Annotated in this window: 23 protein-coding genes; 10 read left to right on the top strand and 13 right to left on the bottom strand. The window is 56.2% G+C overall.

Annotated elements, in window-relative coordinates:
- Nucleotides 1-40 precede the first annotated feature (40 nt).
- The 3 genes from ACOSDR_RS18675 to ACOSDR_RS18665 all read right to left on the bottom strand — a co-directional run bounded on the left by ACOSDR_RS18675 (nt 41) and on the right by ACOSDR_RS18665 (nt 2,873).
- Nucleotides 41-850, bottom strand: a complete 810-nt coding sequence (locus ACOSDR_RS18675; protein ID WP_420724702.1) for an EipB family protein — start codon at nt 848-850, stop codon at nt 41-43.
- 74 nt (nt 851-924) lie between these two features.
- Entirely contained in the window at nt 925-2,571 is a 1,647-nt protein-coding gene (locus ACOSDR_RS18670; protein WP_420724701.1) for an acyl-CoA dehydrogenase family protein, read from the bottom strand.
- Between the two features lie 8 nt (nt 2,572-2,579).
- A complete protein-coding gene (locus tag ACOSDR_RS18665) occupies nt 2,580-2,873 on the bottom strand; it encodes a hypothetical protein (RefSeq protein ID WP_420724700.1) in 294 nt (97 codons plus the stop codon).
- A gap of 137 nt (nt 2,874-3,010) precedes the next feature.
- Between ACOSDR_RS18665 and ACOSDR_RS18660 the strand changes: the two genes are divergently transcribed.
- From ACOSDR_RS18660 to ACOSDR_RS18650, 3 genes are all read left to right on the top strand, one after another.
- The gene (locus tag ACOSDR_RS18660) at nt 3,011-3,955 is read left to right on the top strand and encodes an AEC family transporter (protein WP_420724699.1); all 945 of its coding nucleotides are present in this window, start codon (nt 3,011-3,013) and stop codon (nt 3,953-3,955) included.
- Between the two features lie 178 nt (nt 3,956-4,133).
- The gene (locus ACOSDR_RS18655; RefSeq protein WP_420724698.1) at nt 4,134-4,427 is read left to right on the top strand and encodes a hypothetical protein; all 294 of its coding nucleotides are present in this window, start codon (nt 4,134-4,136) and stop codon (nt 4,425-4,427) included.
- A gap of 2 nt (nt 4,428-4,429) precedes the next feature.
- The gene (locus ACOSDR_RS18650; RefSeq protein ID WP_420724697.1) at nt 4,430-5,290 is read left to right on the top strand and encodes a DUF4743 domain-containing protein; all 861 of its coding nucleotides are present in this window, start codon (nt 4,430-4,432) and stop codon (nt 5,288-5,290) included.
- Between the two features lie 7 nt (nt 5,291-5,297).
- Here ACOSDR_RS18650 and ACOSDR_RS18645 read toward each other — a convergent pair whose 3' ends face one another.
- The 4 genes from ACOSDR_RS18645 to ACOSDR_RS18630 all read right to left on the bottom strand — a co-directional run bounded on the left by ACOSDR_RS18645 (nt 5,298) and on the right by ACOSDR_RS18630 (nt 8,991).
- On the bottom strand, nt 5,298-6,611 hold the full coding sequence (locus ACOSDR_RS18645; protein ID WP_420732203.1) for an NAD(P)/FAD-dependent oxidoreductase: 1,314 nt from the start codon (nt 6,609-6,611) through the stop codon (nt 5,298-5,300).
- Nucleotides 6,612-6,830: 219 nt separating this feature from the next.
- Complete coding sequence (locus tag ACOSDR_RS18640; protein WP_420724695.1) at nt 6,831-7,391, bottom strand: HNH endonuclease; 561 nt, start codon at nt 7,389-7,391, stop codon at nt 6,831-6,833.
- Nucleotides 7,392-7,625: 234 nt separating this feature from the next.
- On the bottom strand, nt 7,626-8,306 hold the full coding sequence (locus ACOSDR_RS18635; protein WP_420732202.1) for an alpha/beta hydrolase: 681 nt from the start codon (nt 8,304-8,306) through the stop codon (nt 7,626-7,628).
- Nucleotides 8,307-8,379: 73 nt separating this feature from the next.
- Nucleotides 8,380-8,991 (bottom strand): DNA-3-methyladenine glycosylase family protein, encoded by a 612-nt coding sequence (locus ACOSDR_RS18630; protein ID WP_420732201.1) that lies wholly within the window; start codon nt 8,989-8,991, stop codon nt 8,380-8,382.
- Between the two features lie 42 nt (nt 8,992-9,033).
- On the opposite strand from ACOSDR_RS18630, the gene gluQRS reads away from it, so the two are divergent.
- Nucleotides 9,034-9,891, top strand: a complete 858-nt coding sequence (gluQRS, locus tag ACOSDR_RS18625) for a tRNA glutamyl-Q(34) synthetase GluQRS (RefSeq protein WP_420732200.1) — start codon at nt 9,034-9,036, stop codon at nt 9,889-9,891.
- A gap of 14 nt (nt 9,892-9,905) precedes the next feature.
- Here the strand turns inward: gluQRS and ACOSDR_RS18620 are convergent, their stop codons facing one another.
- Both ACOSDR_RS18620 and ACOSDR_RS18615 read right to left on the bottom strand, forming a co-directional pair.
- Nucleotides 9,906-11,297 (bottom strand): ATP-binding protein, encoded by a 1,392-nt coding sequence (locus ACOSDR_RS18620; RefSeq protein ID WP_420732199.1) that lies wholly within the window; start codon nt 11,295-11,297, stop codon nt 9,906-9,908.
- Complete coding sequence (locus tag ACOSDR_RS18615) at nt 11,294-11,983, bottom strand: response regulator (RefSeq protein ID WP_420732198.1); 690 nt, start codon at nt 11,981-11,983, stop codon at nt 11,294-11,296. Before ACOSDR_RS18615 ends, ACOSDR_RS18620 begins: the two co-directional genes overlap by 4 nt.
- A gap of 223 nt (nt 11,984-12,206) precedes the next feature.
- Here ACOSDR_RS18615 and ACOSDR_RS18610 point away from each other — a divergent pair, with 223 nt between their 5' ends.
- Nucleotides 12,207-13,727: a glycosyltransferase family 39 protein gene (locus tag ACOSDR_RS18610; RefSeq protein ID WP_420732197.1), complete on the top strand. Its 1,521-nt coding sequence runs from the start codon at nt 12,207-12,209 to the stop codon at nt 13,725-13,727.
- The gene (locus ACOSDR_RS18605) at nt 13,724-14,545 is read left to right on the top strand and encodes a phosphatase PAP2 family protein (RefSeq protein WP_420732196.1); all 822 of its coding nucleotides are present in this window, start codon (nt 13,724-13,726) and stop codon (nt 14,543-14,545) included. Before ACOSDR_RS18610 ends, ACOSDR_RS18605 begins: the two co-directional genes overlap by 4 nt.
- Here the strand turns inward: ACOSDR_RS18605 and ACOSDR_RS18600 are convergent.
- The 3 genes from ACOSDR_RS18600 to ACOSDR_RS18590 form a co-directional block, all read right to left on the bottom strand.
- Nucleotides 14,525-14,908, bottom strand: coding sequence for a lipid-A-disaccharide synthase N-terminal domain-containing protein (locus tag ACOSDR_RS18600; protein ID WP_420732195.1), 384 nt, complete (start codon nt 14,906-14,908; stop codon nt 14,525-14,527). The two genes, ACOSDR_RS18605 and ACOSDR_RS18600, sit on opposite strands and share 21 nt — an antisense overlap.
- Nucleotides 14,892-15,683 (bottom strand): glycosyltransferase family 2 protein, encoded by a 792-nt coding sequence (locus tag ACOSDR_RS18595; protein ID WP_420732194.1) that lies wholly within the window; start codon nt 15,681-15,683, stop codon nt 14,892-14,894. The genes ACOSDR_RS18600 and ACOSDR_RS18595 overlap by 17 nt, the downstream gene beginning before the upstream one ends.
- A gap of 123 nt (nt 15,684-15,806) precedes the next feature.
- A complete protein-coding gene (locus tag ACOSDR_RS18590) occupies nt 15,807-16,721 on the bottom strand; it encodes a branched-chain amino acid aminotransferase (protein ID WP_420732193.1) in 915 nt (304 codons plus the stop codon).
- A 212-nt stretch (nt 16,722-16,933) separates the two neighbouring features.
- Here ACOSDR_RS18590 and ACOSDR_RS18585 point away from each other — a divergent pair, with 212 nt between their 5' ends.
- From ACOSDR_RS18585 to ACOSDR_RS18570, 4 genes are all read left to right on the top strand, one after another.
- Complete coding sequence (locus ACOSDR_RS18585; RefSeq protein ID WP_420732192.1) at nt 16,934-17,491, top strand: MarR family winged helix-turn-helix transcriptional regulator; 558 nt, start codon at nt 16,934-16,936, stop codon at nt 17,489-17,491.
- Between the two features lie 81 nt (nt 17,492-17,572).
- Nucleotides 17,573-18,268 carry a gamma-glutamylcyclotransferase gene (locus ACOSDR_RS18580; RefSeq protein ID WP_420724684.1) on the top strand — a complete coding sequence of 232 codons (696 nt, stop codon included), beginning with the start codon at nt 17,573-17,575 and terminating at the stop codon, nt 18,266-18,268.
- Nucleotides 18,265-18,681: a peptide-methionine (R)-S-oxide reductase MsrB gene (gene msrB / locus ACOSDR_RS18575; protein ID WP_420732191.1), complete on the top strand. Its 417-nt coding sequence runs from the start codon at nt 18,265-18,267 to the stop codon at nt 18,679-18,681. Before ACOSDR_RS18580 ends, msrB begins: the two co-directional genes overlap by 4 nt.
- Before the next feature lie 18 nt (nt 18,682-18,699).
- Nucleotides 18,700-20,634, top strand: a complete 1,935-nt coding sequence (locus ACOSDR_RS18570; RefSeq protein ID WP_420732190.1) for a tetratricopeptide repeat protein — start codon at nt 18,700-18,702, stop codon at nt 20,632-20,634.
- Here ACOSDR_RS18570 and ACOSDR_RS18565 read toward each other — a convergent pair.
- Nucleotides 20,621-21,265: a helix-turn-helix transcriptional regulator gene (locus ACOSDR_RS18565; RefSeq protein WP_420732189.1), complete on the bottom strand. Its 645-nt coding sequence runs from the start codon at nt 21,263-21,265 to the stop codon at nt 20,621-20,623. The genes ACOSDR_RS18570 and ACOSDR_RS18565 overlap by 14 nt on opposite strands.
- Between the last annotated feature and the right edge of the window lie 3 nt (nt 21,266-21,268).

Below are 21,268 nucleotides of genomic sequence, written 5' to 3'. Positions count from 1 at the left end.
ATCCATGACCTTTTATGACAAGCTGACGTGAAGGGTAGGGTTAACAGTCCGGTTCTGGGATCGCCAGCACTTCGATCAATCGCGCTTCGGCGACCATGAAGCCCAGATCAATGGTCAGGCGCGTGACGATTCCATTGGGCAGAATATCGGAAATATAGGTTGAAATCGGCTCTGCATCAGTGTGGGTCAAATCAAATAATGTTGTGACAACCCGCTTTGCCTGCCCGATTTTCGTGATGCCGTCGGGATCCTGCGCCTGCGCATCCAAGGGCTCTGGCGTGCCGGCAACCAGGTCCGTGGCGCGCCAGGCGCTTAATTCACTGCCATCAAAGTAGATATAGTTCGTCAGAACCTGTTGCGCCCCCCAAGCGGCATTCAGATTGGTCCGCATCGCATTAATCGGGAACAGCGTATCCTGTGGCAGACGAACTTTCTTTTGCTCAGGCAGGGTGAACTCTGCCTCCCCTCGGCCATCTTCTTCCAGTGTTGCGATGCCTTGATAGGTTTCTTCCGGGGCATCATTGACCACAACGTCTGTTTTGAATTCAAACCGTCGCCCGTCCAGGCTTTCTGTTGCGGCTTGATTCATAACCAGAACGAAGCCTGCGCCATCCTGATTGCCTGCTGCTAAATTCAAATTGGATTGCAGTGTCCAGTTTTTGCAGCCCTTGACCAGATCGACGCTTAGGCCGCCATCCAGCATGGTGACTTCGCCAACCTTTGCTTCAATCAATGTGATGCTGTAGCGCGCTGAATGCGGCAGCACAGAGTATTCCTGTGCCTGTGCAGCCTGCGGTGTTGCAAAAATAAACAGCAGTGAAAGGGTGGCAAGGAGGCTTTTGCGGTGCATTGAGGTGATCCCTTTAATTTTTCTGTTTGGGCATTCCGTTTGGGCATTAACTGTCCATATAGGGTGGCGAGCCGCTAATTTCGACGACTCAACAGTCCACGGGCGATGACCTGTGCCTGAATCTCGCCGGTACCCTCAAAGATATTCAATATCCGCGCATCCACCAAAACACGGGAAATCTGGCTTTCCAGCGCATAGCCGATCCCGCCATGAATCTGTAAGGCATCGTCGGCTGCCGCCCAGGCGGTGCGCGCCGCCAGCAGCTTGGCCATACCTGCTTCCACATCGCAGCGCCGTCCGGTATCTTTTGCCAAGGCGGCATGGCGTGTCAATTGCCGGACAATCTCTGTTTCTGCCGCCATCAGGGCCAGCTTATCTGCAATACGGGGAAACCGGATCAGGGACTGGCCGAATTGCCGTCTGGTTGTGGCATAATCCATGGCCAAACGCAGGGCATTGCGGGCGACGCCAACCGCGCGCGCGGCGGTCTGGATGCGTGCCGACTCAAAGGTTGCCATTAATTGCCGGAACCCAAGACCTTCTTCGCCCCCCAGCAGGTTATGGGCGGGTACGTCGAACCGATCAAAGGCGATGTCATATTCCTTCATGCCGCGATAACCCAGGGTGCGGATTTCGCCCCCTGTCATGCCCGGCGCAGGGAAGGGGGTTGCAGGCGTGCCACGCGGCTTTTCGGCCAACAGCATGGAAACGCCGCTGTGATCCTGGCTGCCCGCCTGTGTGCGCACCAACAGGGTCATCAGATCACTGCGCCCGCCATGGGTGATCCAGGTCTTTGCCCCGGATACCTGATATACAGCGCCCCGCCGAACCGCCCTGGTGCTGAGATGCGCCAGGTCCGAACCGATATCAGGTTCTGTGAAGACAGCGGTTGTCATGATCTTTCCGCTGGCGATCCCCGGCAGGAAGCGCTCTTTCTGATCCTGGGTCCCGCTATTGCTGATCAATTCCCCGGCAATTTCAGGCCGGGTTGCCAACGATCCGGTGGGCAAATGAAAGCTGGATAGTTCCTCCGTCACTGCGACCATGGCCTGTTTGGACAGTCCCAGACCGTCATAGGCCTGTGGAATTGTAATCGCAAAGGTTCCCAGATCTGCAACCTTCTGCACCGTTTCATCGGGGATCAGGATATCATCCAGATGCCATCGATGGCAAAACGGTGCAATTTCGGCTTCGGCGAAGCGTTGGTATTGCGTCCGCATCATGGAAATTTCGCCATCGGGGTCGTCGGCAGGATTGGAAAATCCATGTTCCGACATTGCCAGGGCGGTTGCCATGCGAATTTCTGGCAGGTCCGGGTCTGCAAATAGGGCATTCAGGGTTGGATCGGTCGCCATGCCCATGGCATGCAGTGACGTTCCCAGTTCATGGGGGCGCACGGTTTCGGTTTGCCCCATGGGCAATCCGTGAATGATCCTGTTCAGATATTCCGCAAATCCGATGCGCAAAATCCCAGCCTCAACAGGCCCCATTGAGTTTGTTTCTTCCAAGCGCTGGGCCCAATCATGCAGGGCCGTCAGTCCGGCGACATGGGACACAAGCCAGGCCGTGCCATGGGCTTGATGCTGTGCGCGCTCCAGAGCGATTGGGTCCACGCGGCCGGTTTCAGCGTTCCGGACTGTTTGCGACAGATGGTCAACAGCCTCTGCGGCCAGCGATTCTGCTTGGCTTAAGGCGTATAGTCGGGCTTCTGAGGTGATCACGTTCGGGGCTATTCGCGGTAGGGACCCGGACGTCCCCCATTTCGGGGACTGAGATTGGTGCGCTGGGCACGATCACCACGGGATTGAAAGCTCAACACATTTTGTGCCTCGCGCCCTTCAATGCGGGGCGGTGGTTTGATTCCGGACGATTCCGCCTTTTCACGCGCAGCATTGGCATCGCGGGTCAGGCCAGCCTGCTCCACAACCGTATCGCCGTTCATTGGAAATGTCGCGTTAAAGCCACCATGCCGGTGACGCACCATTGCCGCTGGTTTCCGCCCGAAAATCCAGAGGTCTGCCATGCCGGGTCTCTCCCTCGCTGGGCCCAATCCATCGGGTGATAGATGGCACGCTACTCCCCGAACCGCAAGGTCTCTGACTTGCCCAGAGTAGCCACACGGAGTAATCAGAAAACAGATAAGATAAGGATTCGGCTCTCTTGGATATCGTAATCAACATTCTGCTGCCGATTTTTGGCATTGCAGCCCTTGGATATGTCGCGGCCCGCCTTGGGTGGTTCTCTGAATCTGCGGAAGCGGGGGTCGCATCTTTCGTTTTTAATTTCGCCGTTCCCTTCATGCTGTTCAGGACGATTGCGACCACGCAATTGCCAGACAAGGTGCCCTGGAACCTGTTTGCCAGCTATTACGGGCCAGGAATTCTGATTTATGCGATCGGCTTTCTGGTCGCGCGTTTCATCTTTGGGCGCGACATAATGGGGGCTATCCTGACCGGGATGGGCAGTGCTTTTTCCAACACGGTTCTGTTGGGTCTGCCCCTGATCCTGCTGGCCTATGGAGAGACGGCGGCTCTGCCGTTCTTTCTGATCCTGTCTGTCCACGGCATTATCTTTTTCACCGGCACGACGGTTCTATTGGAAATGAGCCAATCGCGCCGCAGCGGTGGTCTGGCCGCACTGCCCAAACAGGTTGCCAGCGGGTTGATTCGCAATCCCATCCTGTGGGGTTTGTTTCTGGGCATGGCGACAAATCTGGCGGGTCTGTCTCTGCCCACACCTTTGGCGCGGATTGCCGAAACCATGCAGGGGGCCGTGCTGCCCTGTGCCTTGTTTGCCTTGGGATCGTCGCTGAAGCGCTATGGTATTGCCGGGCGTGTGGTTCAATCCATGGTCCAGGTGTCGCTGAAGATCATGCTGTTTCCGTTATTGGTCTATCTGGCGGGCACGTATATTTTTGCTTTGGATCCGTTGTGGGTACAAATTGCCACCATTACAGCGGCCCAGCCCAGTGGTGTCATGGTCTATATATTTTCCCAGAAATATGGGACGGCCCAGGCCCTGGCGACGACATCAATATGCCTGTCGACGATTGGGTCGGTCTTTACCTTATGGCTTATCCTGTGGCTGTTCCAGGGTGGTTTGTAATATTCTTGCGTCACCTTCCAACCGGATATATGGTTTCAGTATGTTGACCTCGAATTTCTCTGTGGCGCTGTTTGGGCGCATTGGTCGAATTACGGACCCGGTCCCCCGCATATAATGCGGCTGGGGGGTCCGGGCCTGTGCCGCCACCTGATGCTATTCACAGAGAAATGAGACTTCCATGACCTTACCTTTGTCGGTGCCGTCCAATGATGTCGGTACATCCCCTTCAGTGTATTGTTTTTCCGTCACCGCCGATACGGATGTTGGCATCCTGGCCCGCGTATTGGCCCCCATCACAAAGCGTGGCTTGATTACACAGAAGTTGAATGCTGTGATCGACGGAGGAATTGACCCCAATCTGATCATCGATGTGCAGGTCAGCGGCCTGGACCCGCAGAGCTGTGATATCGTTGGCGCGGTGATGCGTCAGACTGTCGGTGTTCGCAGCGTTTTGGTGTGTGAAAAGAGGTAACCGTGGCCTATCAGGACCGGATTCTCGCCTGTAACAATGGATCGCGTGAAAATTATCTGCCGTTCTTTGGGCGCGGTCAGCAATTGGGCTGGATCCGCAAGGATCGATTGGAACGGTTGTCCGGTTTCCCCGATATCTTCGTGGTGGGGGGGCAACAGGTTGATCTGCATGCGGCTTTGTTCGATTACGATTCTGCGACGGCAGCGGTGGATTATGCCCTGCGCGTAATGGCCGATGAAGGCCTTATTCAAGGGTGGCGGGACGAGCGTTATGCGGTTGCTGAACGGTTTTCGGATCCCGCTGTGTTTTCGATTGAACGGGCGGGATGTCCTTTCTTAGGCATTCGCAGTTGGGGCTTTCATTTGAATGGATATGTGCGAAAGCCAGACGGTCTATACCTTTGGATCGCACAGCGCGCCCATGATAAGCCATCTTATCCCGGATTGCTGGATAACACGGTCGCCGGGGGGCATCCCGAAGGTCTGACCCTGGCGCAGAATCTTATCAAGGAATGCGCGGAAGAGGCCTCAATCCCCGCGCATCTGGCGCGCCAGGCCCGTGCGGTCGGGGCGATATCTTATTTGTATGAAAGCCCGCAAGGGCTGAAGCCGGATCAGATGTTCTGTTATGATCTGGAGTTGGATGAAAGTTTCACCCCGATCCCTGCCGATGGGGAAGTTGCGGGGTTTTACCTGATGCCTGCACAGGAAGTCATGGAAATCGTGCGTGATACGGACCGGTTCAAATTCAATTGTGCCCCTGTCCTGATCGATTTCTTTATCCGCCACGGATTGATCGACCCGGATCGGGAGCCCGACTATGTCGGCCTGTGTGAAATGCTGCATGGTGCTCCACCGGTGTGATGGCGGGTTACAGTTTGCGTTCGCGCCGATCCAGGAAGCTCTTCCACATGACGGCGACGCCAGAGGCAGGCCGTTTCAGCCAATGAAAGGGGATCAGGCGCGGCGCATTGATGGGCATAGGCAAATCCTTGTGCGGGACATCGCACAACCAGTCCGCCAGAACCGATCCCGTTGCGGTGGTCATGGCGACACCCCGCCCATTCCACCCGACCGCAGCGCCCAATCCGGGCGCGATCTGCATTAAACGGGGCAGGGAATCCGTGGTGACGGCAACGCGCCCATTCCAGAAATTCTCCATCGGCACACCCGTCAGTCTGGGAAACATTTCCTGCATGCGCTGTTTGGCAAGATCAAAGGCGGAAACATCCAGGGATCCGTTCAGTTTGCCCCGCGCGCCCATGATGAAGCGCCCTTGGGAGTCGATCCGGTAATAACTTAAAACGCGCCTTGCCTCGGAAACGCCCAAACCATGGACAGGCAGGCTTTTCAGCAAGTTATCCGACAGCGGCTTTGTCGCCATCTGATAGCTGTAAAATGGGACAACCGATTGCGTTGTCGCATCCTGTAACGGCGCCAGATCAGAATACCCGTTCGTGCATAACAGGACCTTCCCAGCGGTGACGGTCATGCCATCTCCTGTCGTTAGGGACCATCCATGCGGGGCCTGTGCTAACCCCGTTACGGCGGTTTCACCATGGATTTGAGCCCCTGCTGCCTGGGCTGCCCGGGCCAGGCCACGGGCTAGTTTCAAAGGCTGGACGGTACCGCCCGCAGCATCGAACAGGCCTCCTACATACCAATCTGTTCCCACGCGCTCGATCATCTCTTGCTGTGACAGCATGCTAACCGCGCGACCACGCGCTGCCATTTTCTCCGCTTTTTTCTTCTGATCTTCCAGCACGCCCACGCCATGGGCGGATTGGACCCATCCGCCCCGCACGGCATCGCAATCCAGTTTCAATCTATCGATGATAGCAAACGCGGTATCGGCTGATTTATCGGCATGGCTGATCATGCGTCGGGCCATTTCGGGGCCGACAAGGCGTTCCAACTCGGCCAGATCATGTTTCAGACCGGAAATCACCTGACCGCCATTGCGTCCCGATGCCCCCCAGCCGGGTTCGCGTGCTTCCAGCACGATAACGGAAACACCGCGCTCTGCCAGATGCAGGGCGGTGGACAGTCCGGTAAACCCACCCCCGACAATCGCGATATCAGACTGTTTGTCTGTATCCAATGGCGGGCAATGGGGGGCGTCGCCGCCTGTAGCTGTCCATAGGGATTGCTTGAAGCCCTGATCATCTAACGCAAGTAAAGCCATGTCATCCTCGGTCCTTTTTTCGATCAGTCTAAAGCAAATCCTGAGCAAACGGATGTGTTTGCGACGACGTATTTGCCACTAATACAAACGGTAAGAGCCTCACGTGTGAGCTCATGCGAACGCATGATGCTACAGCGCGTTATCGGCGCGAGACAAACCCAACTTTGTCCGAAGAGGTGAAAATATACATGATTTGGGTAAAGAGCGGTCCGGACTGGATCAGGTTTCCAGTTCGGTATCCCAGTACAGATAATCCCGCCAGCTTTCATGCAAGAAGTTTGGTGGGAAGGCCCGGCCATGTTCCTGTAATTCCCAGGTCGATGGTTCGATGGGGGCTCGCAGCAATGGCATATTGGCCTGTTTCGGGGTGCGGCCACCTTTGGTCAAATTGCACGGGCTACAGGCCGCGACGACGTTTTCCCAACTGGTGATCCCACCCTGACTGCGCGGGATAACATGGTCAAAGGTCAAGTCATGTGCCGGGAAGGTTCCATCGCAATACTGACAGACCAGCCTATCCCGAAGAAATACGTTAAACCGGGTAAACGCGGGGCGTCGCGCCGGGGCAACATATTCTTTCAGGGAGATCACGCTGGGCAGGCGCAGGGCGAAGGTCGGGCTGCGCACCTCCATATCGTATTCCGAAATGACGTTGACCCGTTTGGCAACGACGGCCTTGATGGTGTCTTGCCAGTCCCAAACCGACAAAGGAAAGTAGCTGAGCGGCCTGAAATCCGCATTCAGCACCAAAGCGGGACTATGATCTAAGGCGGTTAACATTGCCGCACTCCGAACTTTCTGTATCACCAGATCGATTTCGTCAGAACCGATACAGGTACGTTACCCCATATTTTGTCATCACCACAACATTTTGTGTAAGCCTGCTGGAAACTATCACATTGTTGTAATGAGCACCCGACACTCCCTTCTCTCTATCCGATTTCAATGACAAATATATAACGCATCCAATTTTAGGCGAGATCCGCTTGTTTCTTATCGCGGCTTTTATCTGATTTAGGTCTCTGGTACTTCCTTGTCACCAAACGCGCGCTGCAAGAATTCAATGCCAAGGCGCAAGCCCGCTTCGTCAATGGAATGGCCCAGACCTTTGGAATAGGCGACTTCTACATCAAACCCGGCCATTTTCATGGCTTCGCCCGACACCTTTGACATTTCAGCAGGGACGACCGGGTCTTCCGTTCCGTGGATCAACAAGGTCGGTGGTTTTCGAATATTCTCGTCGGCCAGGGATTCCGGGGCGATCAGCATTCCAGAATACCCCAGGACACCGGCGACCAGCCCTGAATATTTCGGCATTGCATGCAGCGCCAGCATCGTTCCCTGGCTGAAGCCGACGATTGCAACGCGGTCCGGCGTCACAGAAAACCGCGCGATTTGATCATCCAGATAGCGGTGCAGAACCGGTGTGACAGAATCGACGCCTGCCTGTAACTGTTCGCGGCTCATATCCTGCAGGGAAAACCATTGCAGGCCCATCGGGGCCATATCGCATTCTTCCGGTGCATTGGGGGCCAGGAATTGCGCGGTCGGGAAAACCTGACCTAGAACCGGTGCCAGGCTGATCAGGTCATCACCATTGGCCCCCAGCCCATGCAGGAAAATGATCAGACGATCTGGTTTCTTGCCGTCGGTGGGGGCTTGTTCTGGTCCGCTTAGAACCGGTGTGTCGGTCATAGAAATTTCCTTGCACATTGAATTGGAATTTGGGGCAGCTTGGACGATCAAACCGGGATGCGCAAATATGCTGTCACGCGGGGGCACCCCGGTAATAGTGCCATAGAAATACGGCCATGGCGGATCGATGGGGGGACCAGTTTTCCGCCATCAGGCGTGCCTGTTTCGCATCCGGGCGGCTGGGCAGGCCTTTCAGCCGTCGCATCGCTTCCTGTAAGGCAATGTCTTCGCCGGGAAACAGGTCCTGCCGCTGAAGGGAGAACATGCAGTAAATCTCCGCACTCCAACGCCCGAAGCCTTTCAGGCCCATGATGGCCGCAACAGCCTGATCGTCAGGCAGTGTGGCGACAGCCTGCAGATTTAAGGTGCCACTGGCAATCGCGTCTGCCAGTCCCACGGCATAGGCGACCTTGGGGCGCGACAGGCCCGCCGCGCGAATCGCCTCTGGCCCCAATGCCAGGAAGGACTCTGCTTGCCCCCCAGGGTTCAGCGCTTCCAGTCGTGCCTGGATTGCCCCTGCCGCTTCTTTGGAAATCTGTTGTGACACGATGATGCTCAACAGAGTGTTGAACCCATGGGGCCGCAGGCGGGGCTCCGGATATCCAACCAGGCTCAGTCCTGCCGCCACATCTGCATCCTGTGCGGCAACGATATCCAGCGCGGTGATGATATGTGATGTATCCATGGCTCTTGACTTACCCTGTAGAGGCAAACTACGCCAGTAGCTATGGATGGATTCATTTCTGCCGCAACCCGATTTGCGCCCAGCCCCAGCGGTTTCCTGCATTTGGGGCATGCCTATGGCGCCCTGTTTTCCGCCCGGCAAGCAACAGCGATGGGCGGTACCTTTCTGTTGCGAATTGAGGATATCGACCTGGCGCGCTGTACGCAGGCCTATGAGCAGGCGATTTACGAAGACTTACGCTGGCTGGGTTTGACCTGGCCCGATCCGGTGCTGCGGCAATCGGATCGTTTTCCGGTGTATCATGATTTTCTCCATACATTGGAAGAGGGTGGGCTGACCTATCCCTGTTTTTGCACGCGCCGGGAAATTCGGACAGAGGTCGCCAACGCCCCGCGCGCCCCGCATGGGCCGGATGGTGCGCTGTATCCGGGCACCTGTAAGCATTTGGACCCGATGATCGCGAAAGACCGGATCGCGGCCGGGCAGGTTCATGCGATCCGCCTGCATATGGATCGGGCTGCCCATATGACCGGTCCATTGACCTTTACTGATCTGGATCGTGGGATAATCACGGTCGTGCCAGAAAGCTGTGGCGATATCGTTCTGGCGCGTAAAGATGTGCCAACCAGCTATCACCTGTCGGTTACCGTGGATGATGCGTTTCAACAGATATCCTGTGTGACGCGGGGGGAAGACCTGTTGCACGCCACCCATATCCACCGCGTCCTGCAGACCCTGCTGGGATTTCCAACGCCGGTGTATCGCCATCACCGATTGCTGCTGGATTCGCAGGGCAGACGATATGCCAAACGTGATAAGGCGATCACGTTACAGGCCTTGCGTAAGGCTGGAAAAACGCCCCAGGATATCTGTCAGATGGTTGGGGAAGATACCAAATAGGGCCGCTGAAACTTCTAGATAGGCAGTCGTACACGGGCCCTTAACCCGCCATGGGGGGAGGTTTCCAATAGGATTTCACCGCCATGGGTGCGCGCAACGTCACGGCTGATCGACAGGCCCAGACCCGTACCGCCGGTGGATGGATTGCGGGACCGATCCAGACGATAGAAGGGGCGGAAGGCGTCTTCGCGTTCTTGCTCAGGAATGCCAGGGCCATTGTCATCCACCAGAATTTCAATGGCATTGCCCCGCTTTCCGGCCTGTAACCAGACCTGGCTGCCATAGCGTGACGCATTTGCGATCAGGTTATCAATGCATCGCCGAAAGGCATTGGGTTTCAACCATGTCACGATCTTACCTTCTGCATGGCAATCCAGGGCGATACCGGAGGCCTGCCATGTTGCGGCAAGGTCTTTGACGACCTCACTCAAGTCGCATTCAATGGATTTCTCCCCCCCTTCGCCACGGGCAAAGGTCAGGTAATCCTGAATCATTTTCTCCATTTCGGAGACATTGACGCTGAGTTCCTGAGTTTCTGGCGAATCCCCCAGCATCGCCAATTGCAGCTTCATGCGGGTCAAAGGGGTGCGCAGATCATGACTGACCCCTGACAGCATATCGGTGCGTTGGCGGATCTGGCGACGGATGCGTTCGGACATCAGGTTAAACGCATTGGCGGCCTGGCGCACTTCCAGGGCCCCTTCCGCCTTGAAATCCTGCTCTGGCTCTCGACCTTTTCCAAAACTTTCAACCGCACGGGCAAGGCGCCGGATCGGACGCACCTGATTGCGCATAAAAATAGAGGCAACGGCAAACAGCACTAAAGAAGTGCCAACCATCCAAAGGATAAAGATATAGGTTGTCGAACTAAACAGTCGGCTGCCCGGCACAACGACGTTCAGCACCGCATCCTTCAACTGAATCTGCAAAATCAGTTGTTTCCGAAAGGACGAACTGTCGATGATAAAGGGGCGTCGTACACGCTCGTTCATGGCCTGGGCTAACAGGCGATCCAATTGGCTGCTGATTTCTGTCTCTTGATTGGGCAGGATTTCACCTTGCAGCAAAGTGATATCCAATTCCATGTTCTGGCGAACGCTTTGAAAGATTTCGTCGCGGGCATCGGGTGTGCGGCGCAATTGGTCGATCGTATTGGCGATATCCCCTGCGACACTGGCCGACAGGCGCCAGGTGACGGTATCCCAGTGGCGATCATAAAACACCCATGCCGATACAATCTGTAACAGGATCAGGGGCATGACGATGATCATCAGGGCGCGCCCGAACAGCGTCTTGGGCAGGCCGCTTTTTATCGTCAGGCGAATGGTGCGCAGCGTAGATCGGATCGGTCCCATCGGTTTACCAGCGGGCGAATGAGTGGGCTTTATCGGGGAGGGCTCCGTCATCCATCGGGCCTTAAAACATAGCCGCGTCCCCGAACGGTTTGCAGATAGCGGGGGACTTTTGGATCAGGCTCCACTTTCCGGCGCAGGCGGGTCATCTGGACATCTACTGCCCGGTCACCGCCATCGATGTCTACAAATTGCGTCAGTTCATCCCGGCTCATGACGCGTCCGGGCTCTCCGGCCATCACCTTCATAAGGGCGGTTTCTGTGGATGTCAGGCGCACCGGCGTATTGTTGCGCAACAATAATTCGCGACCCAGATCGAACAACAAATCGCCCAAACGCACAACAGAGGCCCGGCTTGGTTCTGCCGCAGCGGGCAGGCGGCGCAGGATCGATTGAATGCGCAGGATCAGTTCGCGGGGCTCAAACGGCTTGGGCAGATAATCATCGGCACCGGCTTCCAGCCCCTGGATGCGGTTTTCGGTATCCCCCATCGCGGTCAGCATCAGGATTGGCACACCAACCTCCTGACGGATGGATTTTGCCAGATCAAGGCCACTTTCGCCGGGCATCATGACATCCAGGATCATAATATCGAAGGTCAGGCCAGCAATCTTGCGCCGTGCATCTGCAGCGTCCTCCGCCTGGGTGACCCGGAAGCCTTCTTTGGTCAGATAGTCACGCAACAGGCTGCGCAGGCGCGCATCGTCGTCAACCACAAGAATATGCGTATCAGTGTTCATGAGCGCAGTATAAGCGCAGTTTCGCCGCGACAAAATCTCCACGTGAACGCTAAATTAAGAAACATCGCCTTTTGGGCCTTTAAGGGTTCTTGGTTATCGCGGGCGAATGGTGTACGCCCTAGCCCATCCGAAGCAAATCATATCCAAACAACCTTGTTTGTGACGATGGCTTGCATGGAAACACTATGTTGGGGTTTCTAGGGTTCGCATTGGCGAATGTCTGATGTCCCGGGTACATGATGGGTGCATCGCTATGTCGCGTGAGGATCAGGTGTCAGGGAATATCAGCACACAAAGTATGTGGCGTCTGTTGCTGAGCGCTGCGCTGGCGCTGTGTGCGGTTCGCCTGATGGTTTCCTATGCGACCGGGCTGTCGCTGCATGGGGACGAGGCACAGTATTGGACCTGGTCCTGGACGTTTGAGTTCGGATATTATTCCAAGCCCCCCCTGATCGCCTGGGTCATTGGTGCGGCGACCAGCATTTGTGGCGATGACACATGGTGCATTCGTGCGCCTGCCGCATTGTTTCAAACGGCGACCGCCATCCTATTGGCTGGCACGGCCCGGTTGTTGTTCGACAATCGCACCGCGCTGTGGACCGGGATCGTCTGGCTGACCGTGCCTGCCGTGTCATTTTCGTCCCTGATCATGTCGACAGATGCGCTTTTGCTGTTTTTCTGGACAGGATGCCTGTGGGCCTATGGGGCATTGTTGCGGCGCCCAACCTGGGGGGCGGCGGTACTCCTGGCGCTTTGTTTCGGGCTGGGCCTGAACGCGAAATACGCCATGGCCTATTTTCTGATCTGTGCGCTGGTGCATCTGCTGATCAGTGCACAGGCCCGCCAAAAGGCCCGCGTCGCAGCAACGCATTTGATCGCAGGCTTTGGGCTGGGGACCTGCGCCATTCTGCCCAATGTCTGGTGGAACAAGGTGCATGGCTGGGCGACTGTTGGACATACGGCTGATAATGTCCATTGGCAGGGAGTGGTCCTGCATTTCAATGAATTGGGGGATTTTCTGGGTGCGCAGTTTGGCGTGTTCGGTCCGGTTTTGTTTGTGGTTCTTCTATTGGTAATCCCGCGCAGCCGTCGCGCCTGTCAGGCCCTGTCTGAACCAGCGCGTTTGCTGTTAGCATTTTCGCTGCCCATTCTGTTGATTATTTCAATTCAGGCGATCCTGTCCCGGGCCAATGCGAACTGGGCGGCGACGGCCTATCCTGCAGCGGCGATCCTGGTAACTTCTGTGCTGCTTGCCCAGACAAGGCGGCGTTGGTGGTTATGGGGATCGATTGCGCTGCATATGATCGTGGCGGCAGGCCTGTATGGGGCGGTGCTGATGCCAGGTGCCACCGCCCGCGCCCTGGGTCGGGATCCATTTCAGGACCTCAGCGGTTGGGATCAGGTGGCCTATCAGGTAACTGACAGGATGAAGGCTGAAAATCTGTCCGTGCTGTTGATGGACAATCGCATGATGATCGCCTCTATGGCCTATGCGTTGCGCGACCAGCCGGAAATTGTCATCCGCACCTGGAACCATGACACCAAGATTGATCATCATTACGAAATGGCCTGGCTGTACAGCCCGTCCGTTGATGGATCGCGCGTATTGTTGATGACGCCCCATGGTACCCAGTCCATCGAAAGTCATTTTACCAAGGTCAAAGAATTGCCCCCCATCGGGAAAGTTGATCGTGTTGGGCAGGCCAAAAATCTGGAACTGCGTGTGTTGGAGGATCCGAAATGATGTCGCTTGGCAGTCCAGCCTGGTCCACGGTCTGGATGTTGAAAATCTGTGGGCTGGTTTTTATCGCCCTGACGGTCCTTTTCCTTCCATTTCCCCAGATAGATCTGTGGGTATCAAAACAGGTTTATCTGGGTGAAAATGAATTCTGGTTAAGCAGAAGCCAGTTCACGGTGTTCAAGAACGATGTCTTGCGTCCGCTATTTGGCTATCTGGTCGTGATTGGGCTGGGGGTGTTTTTATGGCGATTGTTTACGGTTCGGATTCAGCAGGTCCGCAAACTGGCACGGTATGCGTTTTTGCTGTTATGTCTGATCCTGTCCACAGGATTGGTCGTGCATGGAGTTTTCAAGGAAAACTGGGGACGCGCCCGCCCGAAACAGGTGACTGAATTTGCCGGGGCACAAATCTTCACCCCGCCGCTATTGCCAGCCCAACAATGCGATGGAAACTGTTCCTTTGTCTCCGGGGATGCGTCGGTTGGGTATGTATTCCTGGCATTGGCGCTGTATGCCGCGAAACGCAGAAAATTCTGGATACTGGTCACTTTGGCCGCAGGGATCGGGATGGGGATTCTGCGGGTCATGAATGGATCGCATTTTCTCAGCGACATTCTCTATGCCGGTGTCTTCACCTGTGGCACGAACCTTATCCTCTTTCGGTGGTTTGAGGAAAAGAAATGGCAACAGGATCTGGGCTTTCTGACCCCGATCGCACGGCCGGTTTCTGTAACCCTGGCGCAGGTAATTCCGACTACGGTATCAGAAAAACTGGACCCTGTAGCGTTACGCTTTCGGGCCTTATTTAGGGACAGCGTCTGATTTCTTGGGCGTATCGGCGGCCATCCCCTCCCGATCAGGGTCGGGGACATCGAAATCGACCTTCCGGCGACGTGTGACAAAGTAAAGGTTGCGCAGATAGATAAACAGACCCGTCGACTGCCCCAGAATGATCACGGGATCCGCCCGCCATATGGCATAGGACAGCAGGATAGCGCCGCCGCCGATGCTGAAATACCAGAATGCGATGGGTATCACGCTGTCGCGCTTCTTTTCGCTGACGATCCACTGAATGATGAATCGCATGGCGAACAGAAACTGGCCCAGAAAGCCGATAGACAGCCAGATGATCTCTTCCGGAGCCATGGCCCCGATATTTGCGATGATTTTATCGATCCACCCCATGGGGCACCTCTTCCTGAACATCCGGTCGTTTTGACCGTTTCACCAACCAATAGACACCAAACAAATCAACCAATCCGGCCAAGGCACGCTCCAGCGTTCCATATTTGGACTGGCCCCGATCCCGCGCGCGATGCGTCACCCGTTCATAGCGAACCGAAAGGCCTTCGCGACTGATCAAGGCCGGCATGAAACGGTGCATATGATCAAAATAGGGTAGTTGCTTGAAGACGGGCCCTGCGACGACTTTCAGGCCACAGCCGACATCTTTCGCAGTATGGTTTAAAAGCGCTCTATTGCAGGCATTGGCGACCCGGCTGATAAACCGCCGAAAACCTGAATCCTGGCGCTTTTCGCGCTCTCCCATAACCATGCCGATGGCGTCGCCCTCCGCCAGGGCCGCATTGAATAGGGCGACAAGGCGGGGCAGGTCGGCTGGATTGTTCTGGCCATCCCCGTCCAGCACACAGATCAGGCGCCCACGCGCAGCCAGAACGCCCGTGCGGATCGCGCGGCTTTGGCCGGATCGCTGGGCATGGGTCAGAACCCGCAGGTTTTTGTGCTTTGACTGACAGTCTTTCAGAACCGCAGGTGTGCTGTCGCGACTGCCATCATCGACATAGATGATCTCCACCTGATCTGTATCCGGGAAGGCCGCCGCAATTTCTTCGATCAGGGGGGATACATTGCCTTCCTCATCGCAGACCGGGACAACAACACTGATCTCCAAGGAAGCGTCCTGGCTGGGAGAGAGTTTTGTTTTAGTCTGTTGGGTCATACTGGCTGCTCAAACGACCTTTATGATAGGAACGGCGAAAGGCATTGGTCTTTAAAATGCGAACGGGACCGGGCTTATCACGCCCGGTCCCGATTGGCACGACCGAAAAATCATTCTAAACGCTTATGCCGCAGACCCTGTGATCAAGGCCGCCTTATCTGAGCCTCTGCGCACTTCTGCGTCATAGGCCTTCATTAAAGTTTCACAGACCTTGCCCGGTGTGAACTGGTATTCGCCAATGGAAGCAATCGGCGTGACCTCTACCGCCGTCCCGGTCAGGAAGGCCTCCGTCGCCTGTACCATCTCTTCCGGCTTGATGTGTCGCTGCACGATTTCATAGCCATTGCGACGGGCCAGATCGATTACCGTGCGCCGGGTGATGCCATCCAGAAAGCAATCCGGGTCCGGCGTATGCAGCTTTCCATCTTCCATCAGGAAGAAGATATTGGCGCCGGTTGCTTCGGCAACATACCCACGCCAATCCAGCATCAGCGCGTCATGATACCCTTCCGCTTCCGCCTTATGCTTGGACATGGTGCAGATCATATACAGGCCAGCGGCCTTGCTGCGTGTCGGTGCTGTGCGGGGATCGGGGCGCGCCCAATCGGAAATCCGCATCTTCAGGCCGCGCATGCGGGCTTCCGGGCTGAAATAGGCGGGCCATTCCCAGGCTGCGATTGCCAGATGAATGGTGTTCTGTTGCGCTGACACGCCCATCATTTCCGATCCGCGCCAGGCGATGGGCCGCACATAGCCATCAACGATGTTGTTGGCGGCAACGACCTGGTCGCAGGCGGCGTCAATTTCAGCGACAGTGAACGGAATCTTGAAGCCCAGCAGCTCCGCAGACTGGTGCAGGCGCTCGGTATGTTCTGTCAGCTTGAAAATCTCTTTGCCATAGACGCGCTCCCCCTCGAACACACCAGACGCATAGTGCAGGCCATGGGTAAGAACATGCAATTTGGCATCCCGCCACGGCACCAATTTGCCATCCATCCAGATGGAGCCATCGCGATCATCAAAGGGCATTAAGGACATCGTTTCCACTCCATTTTGGGGGTGTCGCCAGCTTCCACGCTGGGTCCCCGGGGTTTTATTTGTAAGCTTTTGACTTACAACGGTTTTTCCGACCATTTTTTACTGCGGTTCGGATTTTTTGGTAATTTTATTACTCTGGAGCCGGGTCAAAAGATATGATCCAATACGCTTCATTGTTGCCAGACGTAACATCATGAGGCATATATGTCAACATGACTGACATAAATTCTTCCAAGCGTGGATCATCTCCCTCTTCACCCTCACTGGGTGGGGATAGACACAGGTCTGCCAAGACCGGTGGAAATCCTTTGTTTCTGCGCGATGAAGAATTGCGCCAGGCGATAGAACTTTTGTTCTATGCCTATCGGGATTTCACCGGTGAACCGGACATCATTCTGGCACAGCGCGACCTGGGGCGGGCACATCACCGTGTGATTTACTTCGTTGGTCGCTATCCGGGCATGACCGTATCGCATCTGCTGGATATTCTGAAGATCACCAAGCAGAGCCTGAGCCGTGTGCTGAGCCAGTTAATGGCGGAGGGGTATATTCGTCAGGATCAGGGACAGGAAGATCGCCGCCAGCGATTGTTGACCCTGACAGACAAGGGCGCGGAGTTGGAGCGCTTGTTGACGGAAACTCAACGCAAGCGCATCGCGCGCGCCTATCGAAATGCCGGCCCTGACGCTGTGGAAGGATTCCGGGATGTCATGTTGGGTATTATTTCCGGCGATGCGGATCGTGCGCGATTTGAAAACCGTGGGGAATAAGTCTGCGTCCCAGTAAGGCCTTGCGTTCCAGCCGCGATGTTCCATGTTATCTTATGCGAATCATAAAGATGGATGGGAATTTTGGTCGACAGAGACGGTATCAAGAACGGCTTTTTTCAGGAAATGGCGCGCCAGGCGGAGGCGGAAGGTCTGTTAAAGCCCTTATGTGATGAGGAACGCCGCGCATCGCGGATTGCGACCGTGGCGGCGCGCCCCAAAGGGTCGGATATCTGGGTCTTTGCATATGGATCCCTGATGTGGAACCCGGCCTTTCATTTTGTGGACCGAAAGATTGCAAGATTGCATGGGTATCATCGCGCCTTTTGTCTGGAAACACAGATCGGGCGAGGAACGCGCGATTGTCCTGGCCTGGTATTGGGGCTGGATCGCGGCGGGTCGGTGCAGGGCGTTGCCTTGCGCATTGATGAGGCACAGGCGGATGAAGAACTGGATGTGATCTGGGCGCGCGAAATGTTGGCGGGGTCCTATCGCCCGACCTGGGTGCGCTTGATAGATAATGATGGCGGGGCGTTTCATGCGATTGCCTTTGTCATGCGTCGGGATTGCGATCGCTATAAAGGATGCCGCCCGATGGAAGAGGTGGCGCAACAGATCGCCCGCGCCGCCGGTAGACTGGGACCCTGTTCGGATTATCTGGAACAAACGGTATCTGCCATGGATGAGATTGGTATTGGGGATGGTCCGATGCACCGACTGCGGGATCGCGTGCGGGCATTGCAGTCTGAAATGGAACTGGAAAGGAGCACCGGATCATGAGTGATACGGCTGGCAATAAAGCAAAAGTGACGTTAAGCGACGCTGAATGGCAAAAGCGCTTGAGCCCGGAAGAATACAAGGTCACCCGCAAGAAGGGGACGGAACGTCCATTTTCCGGCAAGTATCATGATGCAAAGACGCGCGGCATCTACACCTGTAAATGCTGTGGTGAAAAACTGTTCCATTCGAATACAAAATTCGACAGTGGCACAGGCTGGCCCAGTTTCTTTAAGCCAATCGACGAAACCGCCGTGGCAGAGAAATCGGATAACAGCCTGTTCATGCGCCGCACGGAAGTTCTGTGCGCCCGCTGTGATGCGCATTTGGGGCATGTCTTTCCCGATGGGCCACAGCCCACCGGATTGCGATATTGTATGAATTCCGCTGCATTAGACCTAGACCCAGAGGTTTGAGGGTTTTATACCCCCACCATGAACAGACAGCAGCGGCGCGCAAGTAAAGGGAATGGAACCGGTAACGGGGCTGGCAATGGGACCGGCGGGGGATCTGATGATTCCCGGCTGGACCAGGCCATGGCATTGCATCAGGCCGGGCGCCTGATGGAGGCTGATGCCCATTACCGACAGATTCTGGAACAGCATCCGACAGATCCAAATGCCCTGCGCCTGCGCGGGGCCCTGGCCTATCAATTGGGCAACCCGGCGGCGGCGGCGGAATTATTGGCGGAAGCCCGCAAGGCCGATCCGAAAAATCCTGAGGTCTTAACCCTGTTGGGACTGGCGTTGGAAGGGGCGGGTAATCCCGAAGCGGCGGAACAGGCCTATCGCAAGGCCTTGTCCCTGTCACCGAAATCGCCGGAAATATGGAACAATCTGGGTGCCCTGCTGCGTGAGACGGGGACCTTGCAAAAGGCAGCCGAAGCCTTCGGGCGTGCCGTCGTCTTGAAGCCTGATTATGTTGAGGCCTATCAGAATCTGGGCGTTACCCTGTATCGCATGGGGTCCTATGGGGCGGCGCTGGCTGCCTTTGAAACCGGCCTGAATTATGCGCCCAATGATGCCGATATGATGCTGAACTATGGCGTGGTTTTGTCTGCGTCCAACCGTGTCGAGGAGGCGGCTGCCTGTTTCAAGGCGGTGCTGGAACTGGCACCGGATGATCCAGACAGCCTGACCAATCTGGCCGCGGCACTGATGCGGCTGGAGCAACTTTCAGAAGCCGAAGATATTGCCCGTCACGCCCTGTCCATTGCGCCGGAAAGCGCCGGGGCGATGGCTAATCTGGCGATGATCCTGACCGCAGCCCGCCATTTTGATGAGGCGGAAGCCCTGTATCACGACGCCTTGCGCGCCACGCCGGACTTTGCTGATATCTGGGGCAATTTTGGTAATATGCTGACTGCGACCGACCGGCTGGAAGAAGCCGCCGTTGCCTATGATAAGGCCTATAAGCTGGACCCCAGCGATGCCCGCCATGCCTTTCAACTGGCCCTGTGTCATCTGGGGCAGGGCAACCTTGCCAAAGGATGGGCGCTGTATGAAAGCGGTTTGGATTGTGGGGAGCGTGTCCCGGTCACCAGTCCGGACCTGCCACGCTGGCAGGGCGATGCCCTGAAAGGCAGGCGCTTGTTGATCGTGCCGGAACAAGGGCTGGGCGATGAAATTCGCAGCCTGTCCTGCCTGCCCGATGTTGTGCGCGCGGCCGGCGAGGGGGCAAATATTCTGGTTGGCTGTGACCCGCGCCTGCAGGGCCTGGTTCAGCGGGCTTTCCCCACGGTTGAGACCATTGGGCGGCCTGATATTGCCAATGCCCAGGCGGATGTCTCCATCCCGGTCGCGTCCCTGCCGAAACTGTTTCGTACTGCGCTTTCTGACTTTCCAGAAACGGCGGGTTATTTTACCGCCGATCCGGATCAGGTCGCAGCGATCAAGAAGCGGCTGGATCAATTAGGCAGTGGCCTCAAGGTCGGTATTGCCTGGCGCAGCGGCTTGCGTCGCGTGCGCAGTCAGGCGGCGCTGACGGAAATTGCCCAATGGCAGAAGGTATTGTCGGTTCCCAATGTGCATTTTGTGAATTTGCAATATGGCGTTCAACCGGAAGAGCTGGAAGGCCGTTCCATCACGCATTTTGATGATATTGATCTGTTCAATGATCTGGATGGGGCCGCCGCCCTGACTCAGGCCTGTGATTTGGTCATCAATATGGGAACGTCGGTCGGTGATATGGCCGGTGCCTTGGATGTGCCCTGTTGGTCGCTGTTGCTAAAGCCTGAATGGATCACGTTGGGGGCGGAACGCCACCCGTTCTATCCTAATACGGATGTGTTCTGGCGCATGCCCGATGAGGAATGGCCGGCGGTTTTGGCCCGTGTGGCGGAGCGCCTGGCCCTGATCAGCAAGGCGTGACGCGATAAGCGCAGCGGCGCGCGCCCGCCAGTATGTGATCGGTCCGTTCCACCCGAATGTCCGGGCCCAGCGCGATCTTGAACACCGTCAATTCCATCGCGCACAGCCCTGTGCAAGCCTTGGCTGCACTGCAAATCGGGCAATGATTTTCGATGAAAAGATATCCATCCGTATCGGCCAGGGGTTCTACCATTGCCATATACCCCTCGCGGGTTCGAATCTTTGCCAGGGCGTCCAGTTTGTCGCGCAGGGTTTCTGGCTTTGATAGGGTTGCGGCATAATCCGCGCTTTGCCGCCTGGACCGTTCCGCGATCAACAGATCCAGCGCATCCTGACCCAGGCTGTTTTTCAGGGCATCAATCAATCCAACAGCCAGATCGGCATGTGCATCGGGAAAGTATTGATCCGCCGCCGGTGTTAATTGCCACAGCTTTGCAGGACGCCCGACAGTGCGGGGGTCCTCCTGCGTCGTCACCATCCCTTCCGCCTGCAAGTCATACAGATGCTGGCGCACCGCCATTGGGGTGACGCCCATTGCCTGGGCCAATGCGGATGCGTCCGACGGTCCGTCGCGTTTCAATCGGTCCAGGATATCCCGGCGAGAGCGCGGTTTCTGTGTGGGTTTTGTCATGTG

Origin of the sequence: Hwanghaeella sp. 1Z406, assembly GCF_048892425.1 — a bacterium.
Taxonomy (GTDB): Bacteria; Pseudomonadota; Alphaproteobacteria; order UBA8366; family Aestuariispiraceae; genus Pacificispira.
Note: the sequence above shows the minus strand (reverse complement) of the source record. Positions and strands in the feature narration are given on the sequence as shown.

Coding starts and splice junctions, on each gene's coding strand:
- ACOSDR_RS18675 (WP_420724702.1), bottom strand. CDS start 850: ATGCACCGCAAAAGCCTCCTTGCCACCCTTTCACTGCTGTTTATTTTT.
- ACOSDR_RS18665 (WP_420724700.1), bottom strand. CDS start 2,873: ATGGCAGACCTCTGGATTTTCGGGCGGAAACCAGCGGCAATGGTGCGT.
- ACOSDR_RS18655 (WP_420724698.1), top strand. CDS start 4,134: ATGACCTTACCTTTGTCGGTGCCGTCCAATGATGTCGGTACATCCCCT.
- ACOSDR_RS18645 (WP_420732203.1), bottom strand. CDS start 6,611: ATGGCTTTACTTGCGTTAGATGATCAGGGCTTCAAGCAATCCCTATGG.
- ACOSDR_RS18640 (WP_420724695.1), bottom strand. CDS start 7,391: ATGTTAACCGCCTTAGATCATAGTCCCGCTTTGGTGCTGAATGCGGAT.
- ACOSDR_RS18635 (WP_420732202.1), bottom strand. CDS start 8,306: ATGACCGACACACCGGTTCTAAGCGGACCAGAACAAGCCCCCACCGAC.
- ACOSDR_RS18630 (WP_420732201.1), bottom strand. CDS start 8,991: ATGGATACATCACATATCATCACCGCGCTGGATATCGTTGCCGCACAG.
- gluQRS (WP_420732200.1), top strand. CDS start 9,034: ATGGATGGATTCATTTCTGCCGCAACCCGATTTGCGCCCAGCCCCAGC.
- ACOSDR_RS18620 (WP_420732199.1), bottom strand. CDS start 11,297: ATGACGGAGCCCTCCCCGATAAAGCCCACTCATTCGCCCGCTGGTAAA.
- ACOSDR_RS18615 (WP_420732198.1), bottom strand. CDS start 11,983: ATGAACACTGATACGCATATTCTTGTGGTTGACGACGATGCGCGCCTG.
- ACOSDR_RS18610 (WP_420732197.1), top strand. CDS start 12,207: ATGTCCCGGGTACATGATGGGTGCATCGCTATGTCGCGTGAGGATCAG.
- ACOSDR_RS18605 (WP_420732196.1), top strand. CDS start 13,724: ATGATGTCGCTTGGCAGTCCAGCCTGGTCCACGGTCTGGATGTTGAAA.
- ACOSDR_RS18600 (WP_420732195.1), bottom strand. CDS start 14,908: ATGGGGTGGATCGATAAAATCATCGCAAATATCGGGGCCATGGCTCCG.
- ACOSDR_RS18595 (WP_420732194.1), bottom strand. CDS start 15,683: ATGACCCAACAGACTAAAACAAAACTCTCTCCCAGCCAGGACGCTTCC.
- ACOSDR_RS18590 (WP_420732193.1), bottom strand. CDS start 16,721: ATGTCCTTAATGCCCTTTGATGATCGCGATGGCTCCATCTGGATGGAT.
- ACOSDR_RS18585 (WP_420732192.1), top strand. CDS start 16,934: ATGACTGACATAAATTCTTCCAAGCGTGGATCATCTCCCTCTTCACCC.
- msrB (WP_420732191.1), top strand. CDS start 18,265: ATGAGTGATACGGCTGGCAATAAAGCAAAAGTGACGTTAAGCGACGCT.
- ACOSDR_RS18570 (WP_420732190.1), top strand. CDS start 18,700: ATGAACAGACAGCAGCGGCGCGCAAGTAAAGGGAATGGAACCGGTAAC.
- ACOSDR_RS18565 (WP_420732189.1), bottom strand. CDS start 21,265: ATGACAAAACCCACACAGAAACCGCGCTCTCGCCGGGATATCCTGGAC.